This window comes from Rothia uropygioeca (assembly GCF_004136585.1).
Lineage (GTDB): Bacteria > Actinomycetota > Actinomycetes > Actinomycetales > Micrococcaceae > Rothia.
This window is the reverse complement of record NZ_NOIR01000001.1, coordinates 309,183-321,531: the sequence shown is the minus strand read 5'-3', so window position 1 is coordinate 321,531 and position 12,349 is coordinate 309,183. Positions and strand designations below refer to the sequence as shown.

11 protein-coding genes are annotated in these 12,349 nt (G+C 60.6%); 3 read left to right on the top strand and 8 right to left on the bottom strand.

What is annotated here, in order from left to right:
- Window positions 1-9: 9 nt before the first annotated feature.
- From EWR20_RS01415 to pdxR, 3 genes are all read right to left on the bottom strand, one after another.
- Entirely contained in the window at window positions 10-438 is a 429-nt protein-coding gene (locus EWR20_RS01415) for a hypothetical protein (protein ID WP_129358428.1), read from the bottom strand.
- A gap of 95 nt (window positions 439-533) precedes the next feature.
- Window positions 534-1,133 carry a DUF308 domain-containing protein gene (locus tag EWR20_RS01410; protein ID WP_129358427.1) on the bottom strand — a complete coding sequence of 200 codons (600 nt, stop codon included), beginning with the start codon at window positions 1,131-1,133 and terminating at the stop codon, window positions 534-536.
- Between the two features lie 108 nt (window positions 1,134-1,241).
- Window positions 1,242-2,747, bottom strand: a complete 1,506-nt coding sequence (gene pdxR / locus EWR20_RS01405) for a MocR-like pyridoxine biosynthesis transcription factor PdxR (protein WP_129358426.1) — start codon at window positions 2,745-2,747, stop codon at window positions 1,242-1,244.
- Between the two features lie 197 nt (window positions 2,748-2,944).
- On the opposite strand from pdxR, the gene pdxS reads away from it, so the two are divergent.
- Together pdxS and pdxT are read left to right on the top strand one after the other, a co-directional pair.
- Complete coding sequence (pdxS, locus tag EWR20_RS01400) at window positions 2,945-3,862, top strand: pyridoxal 5'-phosphate synthase lyase subunit PdxS (RefSeq protein WP_129358425.1); 918 nt, start codon at window positions 2,945-2,947, stop codon at window positions 3,860-3,862.
- Window positions 3,863-3,869: 7 nt separating this feature from the next.
- Window positions 3,870-4,451 carry a pyridoxal 5'-phosphate synthase glutaminase subunit PdxT gene (gene pdxT / locus EWR20_RS01395; RefSeq protein WP_129358424.1) on the top strand — a complete coding sequence of 194 codons (582 nt, stop codon included), beginning with the start codon at window positions 3,870-3,872 and terminating at the stop codon, window positions 4,449-4,451.
- Here the strand turns inward: pdxT and EWR20_RS01390 are convergent.
- On the bottom strand, window positions 4,448-5,521 hold the full coding sequence (locus tag EWR20_RS01390; protein WP_129358423.1) for a 2,3-butanediol dehydrogenase: 1,074 nt from the start codon (window positions 5,519-5,521) through the stop codon (window positions 4,448-4,450). The genes pdxT and EWR20_RS01390 overlap by 4 nt on opposite strands.
- A 389-nt stretch (window positions 5,522-5,910) precedes the next feature.
- Between EWR20_RS01390 and EWR20_RS01385 the strand changes: the two genes are divergently transcribed.
- Window positions 5,911-8,334 carry an FdhF/YdeP family oxidoreductase gene (locus EWR20_RS01385; RefSeq protein ID WP_129358422.1) on the top strand — a complete coding sequence of 808 codons (2,424 nt, stop codon included), beginning with the start codon at window positions 5,911-5,913 and terminating at the stop codon, window positions 8,332-8,334.
- Window positions 8,335-8,412: 78 nt separating this feature from the next.
- Here EWR20_RS01385 and EWR20_RS01380 read toward each other — a convergent pair whose 3' ends face one another.
- The 4 genes from EWR20_RS01380 to ribB form a co-directional block, all read right to left on the bottom strand.
- A complete protein-coding gene (locus EWR20_RS01380) occupies window positions 8,413-9,630 on the bottom strand; it encodes an MFS transporter (RefSeq protein ID WP_129358421.1) in 1,218 nt (405 codons plus the stop codon).
- A gap of 148 nt (window positions 9,631-9,778) precedes the next feature.
- Window positions 9,779-10,267 carry a 6,7-dimethyl-8-ribityllumazine synthase gene (gene ribH, locus EWR20_RS01375; protein ID WP_129358420.1) on the bottom strand — a complete coding sequence of 163 codons (489 nt, stop codon included), beginning with the start codon at window positions 10,265-10,267 and terminating at the stop codon, window positions 9,779-9,781.
- 52 nt (window positions 10,268-10,319) lie between these two features.
- Window positions 10,320-10,991: a GTP cyclohydrolase II gene (locus EWR20_RS01370; protein WP_129358419.1), complete on the bottom strand. Its 672-nt coding sequence runs from the start codon at window positions 10,989-10,991 to the stop codon at window positions 10,320-10,322.
- Window positions 10,988-12,334 (bottom strand): 3,4-dihydroxy-2-butanone-4-phosphate synthase, encoded by a 1,347-nt coding sequence (ribB, locus tag EWR20_RS01365; RefSeq protein ID WP_238147508.1) that lies wholly within the window; start codon window positions 12,332-12,334, stop codon window positions 10,988-10,990. Before ribB ends, EWR20_RS01370 begins: the two co-directional genes overlap by 4 nt.
- Window positions 12,335-12,349: the final 15 nt, after the last annotated feature.

Below are 12,349 nucleotides of genomic sequence, written 5' to 3'. Positions count from 1 at the left end.
GAAGGTTCCCTAGTTGTGCTCTTCCGGGTGGGCGCGCTGACCGTAGTCTGGACCCTGTTCTGAACCGCTCGACTCGGAGTCGTTCGGCGTCGCGTTTCCCTTTTCCCGGGCTTCCCGCTCACGAGCTTCCCGCTCACGGGCGTCTTTACGCGCTCTGGCTTGGGCGTAAAGGTCCGCCGAACGCTTATTGATACCGGTGCCCTGCCCGAGCTCCTCGTCATTCGGCTTCTCAACGATGATCAAGGTCGCACACACAACGAGCGTTCCGACGAATACGCAACCAGCCACGGACAATGCGAGTCGGAATTCGGGTGTGTTGTTCGTCCCGCCCGTGGCGAAAATCAGGATGCACACGAATGCGACGACGGCCAGGACCGCCGCGATGATGAGCGGTCCCTTGATATCGGCCTTGATTCCGCGCTTAGGGCGCTGTGCCACGTGTGTTCCTCCTGGTGTCTTCGCGATGCTTCTCTAGTCTACGTCCCGAAATCTTCTCGCGCGGTCTGGGCACCAGGGTTTCGGAAGCCCGCGGACTAGTCGCCGCTGTTCTGCTGTTCCAAGGCGGCGGCGTCGTGCCGGAACGTCAAAGCGGCAAGGACCATGAAGATTCCGACGATGATGGCTCCCCCGCCCGTCACGCCGAAGGCCGCTTTGGGACCGATCTCCCCGATGAGGAAAAGTGCGGCACCCGTTAGGAATGTCACCAATCCGGCGATCTTCCAGTCCTTGGACATGGCCGAGGTCGCGGAGGTTCGCATGCCTTGAAGCAATTCGGTCACACCGCAGATCGAAAGAATCAACCCGGCGATCAGAACCAGGATCGGGAGGGATTCCGCGAAGGCGACCGTGAGAACGCCGCCCAACAAGTACAGAATCGCGTAGGACTGGATGACCGAGCTGCTGGGTCCGCGCTGGCCGTAGACGTGTTCGTTGAGGCTGCGCTGCATGTAGATCAGTGCGATGCCCTGAGCTATCAGGTAGAGGCCCAAGATCCATCGCACGATCATCAGCGTCGGCTCTTGCCAAAAGACCGTGATCAGGCCGTACACGAGGTAGATGAGCGCGCGTGTGAGCACCGGTCCGAACAGAGCACGAAGCTCACGAACGGTCTGGCGGGTTTCCGGAGCGGACATTCGGCGGTTGGCCTTTCGCAAGTTGGGTTTCGCGACCACGCACGAGCGACGTTTGTGGCGGGATTTCAGCTTAACCGTCCACCGCGGCCACGGGAAATGGACAGTCCCCTAAACACTGTTTTCGAGGGCCTCTCGGAGCAGCACCAGGCCCCTTTCGAATCTGTGTTCGCTGAGTCCCCCAAAACCTACGACCACGCCTGCTCGCCCCCGACCGCCGCTCCAATACGTGCCCAGTCCGGAAACGGCGACGCCCCGGCGCCGGGCCTCTTCAACAACCCTCGATTCCGCTTCCGAGGAGGACAATTGCAGTACGGCGTGCAGCCCCCCGTCCATCGGCAAAACCTGAGCCTTACCGAGGGCTTCTGTCACGTCGAAGACGGAGGCCATCAGGTCCCGTCGGCGACGATAACTTCGGCGCATGCGAGCGGTGTGCCGTTGCAGGCCGCCCTCGGCCATGAATCGGGTCATGGCGTCCTGGAGGATCCCGGAAATCGGCGGCCCGGCGTCGTTCTTGAGACTGACCAGGTCTTCCGCAAGATGGTGAGGCATAAGGAGATAGCCCAGGCCCAGGCCCGGGGTCAGAACCTTGGCGAATGATCCGAGGGTCGCGACGGATTGCTCGGCCCCCGGGCCCGGTTCGTCCAGCGCGGCCAATGCAGGCAAGGGCTCGCCGACATAACGAAGTTCCGAGTCGTAGTCGTCCTCCACGATGATTGCCTGGTTCTCTCTGGCCCAGCGGATGAGTTCGAGACGCCGCGCCACCGGCATGGTAGCGCCCATGGGGTATTGGTGGGACGGAGTCACCAGCACGACGTCGGGACGGTCGCCCCCGGCAGGGAAGCCTGCGGGGTTGAGTCCTTGCTCATCGAGGGGCACGGGCACGATCCGGTGACCGAGAGCGCGGGGAACGCGGTGAAGGGATGGATATCCTGGGTCCTCGACCGCAACGATCAGCGTGCGAGCTTTCCTCTCGTAGAGCGTCGTGAGCAAAACGCGGAGCCCATCGCGGGCACCTGCCGTGACCATCAGATCCTCGGGCCCTCGCACCACGGAACGCATGAGGCGCAGATATTCGCTGAGTTGGTCCCGCAATGCCGGGGACCCCTGGGGCGCGTAACCCAGGGACGGTTCGGCCGCGGCCGCACGCCACGCCGCACGCCACGTCGTATTGGCCAGTGTCGAGGTGTCCGGGGTACCCGGGCGAAGATCGAACGGGCATTTGATCGAAGTCGGATGCCGATCCTTGGTGGGTGCCGCCCCACCCCGGGGACGGCGCGTCTCGAGGTCAGTGCGCCCTCCCCCGCGCGAGGTCTTAGCCCCGTTTCCCGTGAAACTGGACCGCATTACTCCGGGAAGCTCCGGAGTAATGCGTGTATTACCCCGATCGGCTACCACGTACCCCTCGACGGACAGCTGGTCATAGGCAGTGGTAACCGACCCTCGGGAAACGCCGGCTCTGTCGGCGAGCGCGCGTGTCGAGGGAAGCCGGTCGCCTGGCAGAAGGCGCCCGTGGGTCACCATAGCGCGAATCTGCTCGACGATCTGCCCTGGTATCGACCCGGCAGAACGGTCAATCCTCAAGGGAAGCTCCACGTCAGCCCTGTACCGCGCCATGCCATTCACCTCTTTGCTTTCCGGTTGCCATCGCAGCCCCATGCACTCGTTTCCGCGCCGAGGTGGCGGTGTCGGGCGTTGATTCATCCCGCGTCCGCTCCACATTTCCATTTCGACGCACAGGGTCCCCACTGGACCAAAATTTTTCCACGATTCTGGCCCTTACTCTGTACCAGGGGGTCGGAGATGATGGTCTCATGACTGAATCAGCTACTGAAAACTCTGCCCAGACCGGCTCGCCCCTCGTGAAGCGGGGTCTGGCCGACATGTTGAAGGGCGGCGTCATCATGGACGTCGTCACCCCGGAACAAGCCCGCATCGCGGAGGATGCGGGCGCGGTTGCCGTCATGGCTCTGGAACGAGTGCCCGCCGATATTCGGGCTCAGGGTGGAGTCGCCCGTATGTCCGACCCGGATCTGATCGAGCAGATCATTGAGACCGTGTCCATCCCGGTCATGGCCAAGGCTCGCATCGGCCATTTCGTCGAGGCCCAGATCCTCGAGGCGCTCAAGGTCGACTACATCGACGAGTCCGAGGTCCTTTCCCCCGCCGACTACGTGAACCACATCGACAAGCAGAAGTTCACCGTCCCGTTCGTGTGCGGTGCAACCAACCTGGGTGAGGCCCTCCGTCGCATTGCCGAAGGTGCCGCAATGATTCGCTCCAAGGGTGAGGCCGGAACCGGGGACGTCTCCGAAGCAACCAAGCACATCCGGACCATCAAGTCGCAGATCGCCGACCTCCAGGCCGCCTACGCTTCCGCGCCCGATTCTCTGTACGTCAAGGCCAAGGAACTTGCGGCACCGTACGACATCGTTGCGGAAGTCGCACGGACCGGGAAGCTGCCGGTAGTCCTGTTCACCGCCGGCGGCGTCGCAACACCGGCGGATGCCGCGATGATGATGCAGCTCGGTGCCGACGGGGTGTTCGTCGGATCCGGAATCTTCAAGTCCGGCAACCCAGCACAGCGTGCGGCCGCAATCGTCAAGGCAACGGCCTTCTACGAAGACGCCCATGCGGTCGCCGAAGCCTCACGCGGACTCGGCGAAGCCATGGTCGGGATCAACGTGGGTGATCTTGCAGCCCCACACCGCCTGGCCGAACGCGGCTGGTAGGAAGTCCATGAGCAACCCTACTGTTGGGGTCCTCGCGCTTCAGGGTGGGGTGGCCGAGCATGTCCGCATGCTCGGCCAGCTCGGGGCCCAAACCGTGTTGGTCCGGCGCCCGGAAGAGCTGAAGCGGCTTGATGCTTTGGTGCTTCCCGGCGGAGAGTCTTCAACCATTGACCGTCTGACCAGGATTTTCGGACTCCGCGAGCCTCTGATCGAGACGATTCGCGGCGGATTGCCTGTACTGGGCACCTGCGCGGGCCTCATCATGTTGTCGTCTCACATCGACGACCCAGCCCCCGGGCAGCAGTCATTATCGGTGCTCGACGTCGGCGTCTCCCGGAACGCTTTCGGCTCGCAGGTCGCTTCAACGGAGGCCACGCTCGATTGGATGGGATCCGCCTCGCGATCCGTCCGGGCCGCCTTCATCCGAGCGCCGATCGTCACGGCTCTGGGCGAAGGGGTCCGGACGCTGGCCAGACACGAGGACCAGGTGGTTGCGGTGCGTCAAGGAAATATTCTGGGCATTTCTTTCCACCCGGAACTCACCGGGGACTCCACCGTCCACGAGGACCTTCTGGAGATCACACTTTAGCTCTCGAGCCCTTGGCCAGTCGGGGACACCAGAATCTTCACGGCGGTCTCATTGTGGTTGATCAGCGTATCGAAGCCTTTGTCGATCAGGTCATCGAGACCGATCTTGCCGGTGATGAACGGGCGAAGATCCACTAGACCTTCTTCAACGAGCCTGATGGTTGCGGGGTGGTCGTAGGAATACCCTATGGTGCCCCGGAGGTCGATCTCCTTCATCACCAGTTTGTGCAGAGCGACCTTTGGCTCATGCCCCCAGATGGAAACGTTGACGATGACCCCTGCCGGACGAACGGCGTCCAGAAGCATGTCCAGCACGACGTCGACCGAGCTGCACTCGAAGCCGACGTCCGCGCCTTTTCCCCCAGTGAGTCCGCGGATCTCGTCGGCCACGTCGACTTGCCGAGGATCGAAGGCATAGTCGGCTACCCCCGCGTCCAAGGCTTTCTGACGACGCAGTTCCGAGAGTTCGGAGATGACAACAGTCAGTCCTTCCGCCTTGGCCACCGCCGCAGTGAGTACTCCAATGGGACCGGCACCACCGATGACGGCGGTGTCCCCTTTCTTTGCTCCGGATCGTACAAAACCGTGGTGAGCGACGGAAAGGGGCTCGATCAGGGCCGCTTCGTCGAGGTTCACCGAGTCGGCGATGGGGTGTACCCAGTGACGGTTGACGGCGATTTGTTCTCCGAGGCCGCCGCCTCCACCGCCCAAGCCGATAAAGTTCATGTCCGGACTGAGTTGGTAATGATGATCTTCCCAATCTTCCTCACGGATCAGGTAGGGCTCAACGACGACCTTCTGCCCGACTTTGAGGTCGTCAACGCCTTCGCCTAGCGCGGCGACGGTACCGCTCATCTCGTGCCCCAGCGTGATGGGCGCCTCTTCACCAGAAATCGGGTGGGGCTGGCCCTTGGGCGGAACGAAGATCGGCCCGTCCAAGTACTCGTGGAGGTCGGTTCCGCAGATCCCGCACCATGCGACGTTGATGAGAACATCCCCGGCTCCGGCGACCGGCGGTTCGATGTCGTCAATGCGGATGTCGTGGTTCTGGTAATAACGGGCGGCACGCATGATCTCTTCTTCCGTTCGGGGTCGGTACGCTCTCAGTCTAGTGATCGGGGTCACCGCACTGACAGCTGTGGGCCAAGATTTCAAGGGCGGGATCTGGCACCCAGAACCGCCGGGGCGAAGGCAAATATGGGAGTTTCCGAGGCATTTCCGCATGAGTGCATTCGCCGGACCCCGGCGCTGGGGTGGCCCGTGTCAGCGGGCTCGGGACGTCGGCGCTGTTGACCTTTTCAAGGGTCAACCGTGTCACCGGCGAAGCCCACGTCGCGGGAACCGAGAAAAATTTCGCTTGGCAAGGTATCTCGCGACGGGGGTATCCTGGCACCAGACTTGCCCCTGATCGTTCCCGGACCGGTCGGGCATTCGAACCATACACCGGGCGAGGAGAAACCATGACCGTCCATCCGCACATCAAAGGACAGTCCGACGAAACCGCCAGCGCCCCCGGCAAGAACAAAGGGCCTCTCAATAATTCGTATCTCCAGGGCCTTGCAGGTCAGCTCGTCACCGAGTGGAACGTGGAGGGCGGACAGGGACAGGGCGGTTATGGCCCACGCACTCGCCGTCCGTTTTCTCAGAAGGATTATCACCACCCCGCCGCCGGTTACGGCGCCGCACTGTCCGTGACCGAGGTCTTGGCCAAGGAACGTGAACCGGTCCTCGGCGCCCGTTCGGTGTTCACCATGAACCAAACCGACGGCGGTTTCGATTGCCCAGGGTGCGCATGGCCGGACGATCCGAATGTCTCGATGGATATCTGCGAAAACGGCATCAAACACGTCACGTGGGAGATGACGCCGAAGCGGACGACCCGCGAATTCTTTGCCCAGCACTCTGTGACCGAACTCGAGTCCTGGACCGACCATGACCTGGAGAAGGTCGGGCGTTTGACCGAGCCGATGTCCTACGATGCCGAATCCGATCATTACATTCCGATCACGTGGGAGAACGCCTTCGCGATGGTCGGAGACACCCTCCGCGGCCTGGACAGCCCGCACGAAGCCACGTTCTACACCTCAGGCCGGCTAAGCAATGAGGCAACGTTCATGTACCAGCTCTGGGCGCGGGAGTTCGGTACGAACAATCTGCCCGATTGCTCGAACATGTGTCACGAGGCGTCCGGGCGTGCACTGACGGCCTCGCTGGGCACGGGCAAGGGGACCGCCGACCTGAACGACTGGCTCGAGGCGGATCTCCTGTTCGTGATGGGTGTGAATGCTGGCTCCAATGCGCCGCGCATGCTCACGGCACTGGCCCAGGCCGAGCGCAAGGGCACCAAGATCGTTCACATCAATCCGATCATCGAGGGCGCGACCAATGGGACGATCGTGCCGCACGAGATCGATCAGATGATGATGGCCAAGGTCACCCGAACCTCTTCCCTCAACCTCCAGGTCCGACCCGGGGGCGATATGGCACTGATGCGCGGCATCGGCAAGCGCCTGATCGAGTTCACCGCCAACGACCCGGAAGCCATCGATCAAGCATTCCTCGAGAAGTACACCCACGATTTCGAGGCGTACCGCAGACTCGTCGAGCAGACCTCCTGGGAGGAGATCGAAGAGCAGTCGGGTGTTTCCAAGGGCCAGATCATGCAGCTCGCGAACCTGTACCGCGAGTCGGACAAGACGCTGATCTCCTGGTGCCTCGGTGTTTCCCAGCACGAGCACGGGGTGGACACTGTCCGCGAGATCGTCAACCTGCTGATGCTGCGGGGCAACCTGGGTAAGAACGGCGTCGGCCCTTCCCCCGTGCGCGGGCACTCGAACGTCCAGGGAAACCGGACATGCGGCATCGACCATCGCCCGAGCAAAGAGTTCATCGAGAAACTCAACCGTGCTTTCAACCTGGATGCGCCGACCGAGCACGGCCTGGACACGGTCAGCTCGATCGAGGCCATGCATGAGGGATCGGTCAAGGTATTCGTCTCGCTGGGCGGTAACTTCGTTCGCGCGGTTCCAGATCCGGAGTACACCGAGACCGCGATGCGGAAGCTGGATCTGAATGTGCAGGTCAGCACGAAACTGAACCGAAGCCACATTGTCCACGGCAAAAAGTCGTTGATCCTCCCGTGTCTGGGCCGCTCCGAGAAGGATGTCCAGGCCTCGGGTGAACAGTGCGTCTCGGCCGAGGATGCGATGTCGATGGTCCATGCCTCCTTCGGCATGAAGAAGCCCGCGTCTCCGCATCTGCTCTCCGAGATGGCGATTCTGGGCGGCATGGCCCGCGCGACCTTGCCCGAGTCGACAACGCCGTTCGAGAAGTACGTGGACAATTACGACGAGATCCGCGACATGATGACCGAGGTTCTGCCCGGGTTCGAGAATTTCAACGAACGTGTGCGCCAGCCCGCGGGATTCCGTATCTACCAGGCGGCACGCGAACTGGATTTCTCCAAGACCACGAGCGGCAAGGCGAATTTCTCGACCGCCGAATTACCGCAGGTGGATCCGGGCGAAGGGAAACTGGTTTTGCAAACGATGCGCTCCCATGACCAGTGGAACACCACGATCTATTCCAACAATGATCGTTACCGGGGGATCAAGAACATCCGCACCCTGGTGTTCATGAATCCCGACGACATGCGCGCCCGCGGGATCCAGGAGGGGGATTTCGTGTCCATCACGTCCACCTCGAAGCTGGGCATCATGCGCCGACTGAACAAGTACCGGGCCTTCGCGAAGGACATCCCTCAGGGCAGCGCTGCCGGTTACATGCCTGAGATGAACGTCCTGATCGGAATCGAGGACTACAGCACGCAGTCCGAACAGCCCTTAATGAAGAGCATCCGGGTCACGATCGAATTGGAGAAGTAGCCCAGGAATACCGGCCTTCAGATCCTCACCCCGATCCTTGGAACGGCCCGCCAACCCGGCGGGCCGTTTCCACATACTTCAAAAGCGGCCATTCCGTGTCGAATGGCGAGGCATGATGACCAGCGAGGACCACGCCACACATGCACAGGTAATAACAGCGATGCTGGTGCCGACAACAGGCCCCATAGCATCCAGGGCGAGACCGCATCCCCAGGTTCCGGCGGCGATGCCGGAACCGACACCGCTCACAGCCCATGCGTTGGCCTCGTTGAGGACCTTCCGCGGCACTGACCTTTCCGTCAGATGGAAGATCTGCGCCAATGCCATGGGAAAGCCGATACCGGCCAAGAACAAGATGGCCGCATAGGATACCAGCGGCAATTGCGGCGAAAACAGCAAAATAAAAGCGCATCCGAATCCGAAGACGGTCCACCTGAGAGTGGTGACGATCGGCCATTTGAACTTCCATCGACCGATCCACAGACTGCCAGCAAATCCACCCAAACCGTTTATCCCCAACAGCACCCCGGAGACTGCACTCTCATGGCGCAATTCACCAAAGGTATTTACGATCACAGGTAATGCGCCGACAGGAACCCCGATAAGAAACTGGACCGCAACGATCCGTCTCAAAGCCGAGTAGGCCAGTGGCTTCTTGTGAACCTCCTGATCGAGCCGATCCAGAGGTTTCCGCATCACTGGGAAAAGAGCAAAGGCTATGGAACCGGCCACAGTCAAGAAAGCCATGAGCAATACGTTTCCCGACGATCCAAGCACCGCCAAGGACACGACGTTGAGTATCGGGCCCAGGACGAAGAGGAACTGCTGGGCTGCGACGTCGAGACTGAAAGCGGAATTGAGCTGTTTTCCTGGACGCATGATTGCGGTCCAGGTTGAACGGAGACAGGACTCCAGAGGTGGGGTTGCCACCCCCGCCACGGTGGCCGCCACAGTGACGAGGACCGGATGCGCAGGCCCCAGGAAAGTAACGAGACACAACCCTAGGCCACCGCAAAGGGACGTTATCGAAACCACGATGCGCGCGCCATGCCGGTCAACAAGGCGTCCCCAGTACGGCTGTCCCACGGCTCCGCCGAGAATGAAAACGGCAGTAACGACGCCCGCGAGATTGTAAGAACCACCACCGTCCCTGACGAACCTCACCAGGGCCAAGGCCCCCATGGCTTGGGGCAAACGTCCCAGGAACGCCGTGAGGAGAAGATACATTGCTCCGTGCACACGCCACGCGGAATCGGGGCCGACCCCCTCCGTTGGGTGCTTGGCTTTGGTTGTCATCAGTGCATAACCACCCTCGGCGAGACTGGGCCGGACGCCCCAGGCGCCCGGCCCAGTCTCAGGATCTAAATCTTCGGGCCAATCGAGCGACTACACTTTCTGCCATCTCGATTCCCCCAGTTCCGTTTGAATATACGAGGAAAACTGATTACCCGTGTTGGCTCAGTTCGCGGAGGGTCACGGCCGTCTGCAGTGTGGCAGCCGCTACGTCATACCCCTTGTCTTCTTGCGATTCCGCGAGCCCGGCCCTATCCAGTGCCTGCTGTTCGTCATCACACGTCAAAACGCCGAATCCAATGGACTTTCCAGTATCCAACGCAATGCGGCCCAATCCGTCACAAGCCGCCGAACACACGTAGTCGAAGTGGGGGGTTCCCCCTCGAATAACGACACCGAGGGCAACAACCCCATCGTGAGTCCGTGCAAGGGATTGGGATACAACCGGCAATTCGAATGCTCCCGCAACTCGAACCACTGTCGAGGTGTCCAGAAGACCAACCTGTTCCAGGGCTCGCTTGGCACCACCAAGAAGCCCGTCCATTACCTGCTCGTGCCAGGACGCAGCCACCACGGCGATCTTCAAGCCGCTGACATCGAGCTGGGTTACATCAGTTGTTGCAGTTCCAATACTGCTCATAATATTCCTTAGGGTATTGTTGCTATCTTGATTACTGGGCCGGCAACCAGGTTCATTCCTTGCTACGATGCGCCGCCTCAGCTGGCTCCTCATTCAGATTCAATTTGTGATTCATGCGTATTTTTTTGGTCATCATGTACGCAGAGTTCTCTGGGCGCGGGGCCACTTCGTCCGGAACCATGCACTTCACGTGGAACCCGAAACTCGTCAAGGCCTCAACCTTTGCGGGGTTGTTGGTCATAAGACGCAGTTGGCCGATTCCGAGTTTGCTGAGAACCACGGCAGCTTCTTCGTAGTCACGTTCATCCGGCTCGAAGCCCAGGGCAACATTCGCGTCGACGGTATCCAGTCCTTGGTCCTGCAAACGATATGCCTTCAATTTGTTGACAAGACCGATTCCCCTGCCCTCGTGCCCTCGCAGATACACAGCGGTTCCCCCGCACTCGGAGATACGCTCAAGACCCTCGTGCAGCTGTGGGCCGCAGTCGCATCTGTACGATCCGAAGATGTCACCCGTTGCGCATTCAGAATGCAGCCTGACTAGGGGGAATGGATTACTCACATCAACGGGTTGGCCGTCTTCGCGGACTGCGGTGAAGCTCAGTAACTCATGATCGTTGGGGAATAGCCAGCCTCGCACGGAAAACAACCCGAAGGGGGTGGGTATGATTACCGCTTCCGTCGATTCGACGAGGTCATTGTTCTGGATCGACAGTCTGTTCATCGCGCTCGCACACCCTCGGAGCCCAACTCCGTCTTGTCCTCCTTGGCCTCAACCCATTGGATCAGGTCATCTATGGAGATCATTGGGAGGCTATGCCTGTTCGCGAATTCGCGGAGGGCATTGAATCTCATCATCGTCCCATCGTCATGATTGACTTCGGCGATGTAGCCGACTGCCTCGACCCCCGCCCACTTGGACAGCTCTACCGCGGCTTCCGTGTGGCCTGGTCGCTTTCGGACTCCGCCAGCCACCGCTCGCAAAGGAAGGACATGGCCGGGCCGTGTCAGCGAATCCGCCTCAGGTGACGGCACCGCGAGAACGTTGAGCGTCTTTGCTCTGTCGTGACCGCTGATACCGGTAGTCACGCCGTGCGCCGAATCGCAAGTGACGGTGTAGGCAGTTGCCTTCGGGTCCTCATTGTGTTCGACCATGGGAGGCAGACCGAGCTCGTCCGCACGCTCAGCGCTCATGGGAGCACACACCACGCCTGAGGAGTATCGGATCATGAATCCCAGCGTTTCGGGCGTGGCCAAAGCGGCGGCGCCAATCAGGTCACCCTCGTTTTCGCGGTCCTCGTCGTCGACGACCACTGCAAGACCACCACGGGCAATGGCCTGGATTGCGTCCTCTACCGAATCAAGTTCTGATGCTTGACCTGCGGCGTCGTTGACTTTGTCACCATTGGCCGAAACCGTTTGCGGCGACAGATGGCCTATCCTGCCGAATTCACGGGACCGCGCGAGGTACTTGGCTACCGGGTCGGTCTCGAGGTTGACGCTGTCTCCGATCTGAGCATCCCCCAACGTCGTTACTGCAAGCGTGGTGGGGATGGCCCCAACCTCGAACCAGTGGGTTTCGACACTGGGGTCGCTGGTATTGGTGACGGTCAGGGAAACACCATCGACGGCGATGGAACCTTTCTCGGCTACCTGGGGTGCCAGATTTTCCGGGAAAGATACTCGAATCGTGATCCATTCATCGTTATGCCGAGTCATGTCCTCGATACGACCGATGCCATCAACATGTCCCTGAACGATATGCCCATCGAACCGCCCTACTAAAGGTACGCAACGTTCGAGATTCACCTGTTCCCCTGGTTTCAATTCGCCCAAATTGCTGCGCACCAAAGTCTCCCCGACAACGTCGGCCGTGAACACATCGTCTCCACTACCGCCTTTCGTGGCCGTCAGGCAAACTCCATTGACGGCGAGCGATCCTCCTTCGGGAATTTCACCGGCGAAACGTCCCGCTCGAACCGACAAGCGAGCAGATCGGTCCCGACGATCAAAACTCTCTACGACACCTTTGGATTCGACTATTCCAGTAAACAATACAACCTCCATAATGATGATCTAATA

What these genes read in the sequence shown, in the direction of transcription:
- EWR20_RS01410 (WP_129358427.1), bottom strand. Translation starts at nt 1,133, where the DNA reads ATGTCCGCTCCGGAAACCCGCCAGACCGTTCGTGAGCTTCGTGCTCTG.
- pdxR (WP_129358426.1), bottom strand. Translation starts at nt 2,747, where the DNA reads ATGGCGCGGTACAGGGCTGACGTGGAGCTTCCCTTGAGGATTGACCGT.
- pdxS (WP_129358425.1), top strand. Translation starts at nt 2,945, where the DNA reads ATGACTGAATCAGCTACTGAAAACTCTGCCCAGACCGGCTCGCCCCTC.
- pdxT (WP_129358424.1), top strand. Translation starts at nt 3,870, where the DNA reads ATGAGCAACCCTACTGTTGGGGTCCTCGCGCTTCAGGGTGGGGTGGCC.
- EWR20_RS01390 (WP_129358423.1), bottom strand. Translation starts at nt 5,521, where the DNA reads ATGCGTGCCGCCCGTTATTACCAGAACCACGACATCCGCATTGACGAC.
- EWR20_RS01385 (WP_129358422.1), top strand. Translation starts at nt 5,911, where the DNA reads ATGACCGTCCATCCGCACATCAAAGGACAGTCCGACGAAACCGCCAGC.
- EWR20_RS01380 (WP_129358421.1), bottom strand. Translation starts at nt 9,630, where the DNA reads ATGACAACCAAAGCCAAGCACCCAACGGAGGGGGTCGGCCCCGATTCC.
- ribH (WP_129358420.1), bottom strand. Translation starts at nt 10,267, where the DNA reads ATGAGCAGTATTGGAACTGCAACAACTGATGTAACCCAGCTCGATGTC.
- EWR20_RS01370 (WP_129358419.1), bottom strand. Translation starts at nt 10,991, where the DNA reads ATGAACAGACTGTCGATCCAGAACAATGACCTCGTCGAATCGACGGAA.
- ribB (WP_238147508.1), bottom strand. Translation starts at nt 12,334, where the DNA reads ATGGAGGTTGTATTGTTTACTGGAATAGTCGAATCCAAAGGTGTCGTA.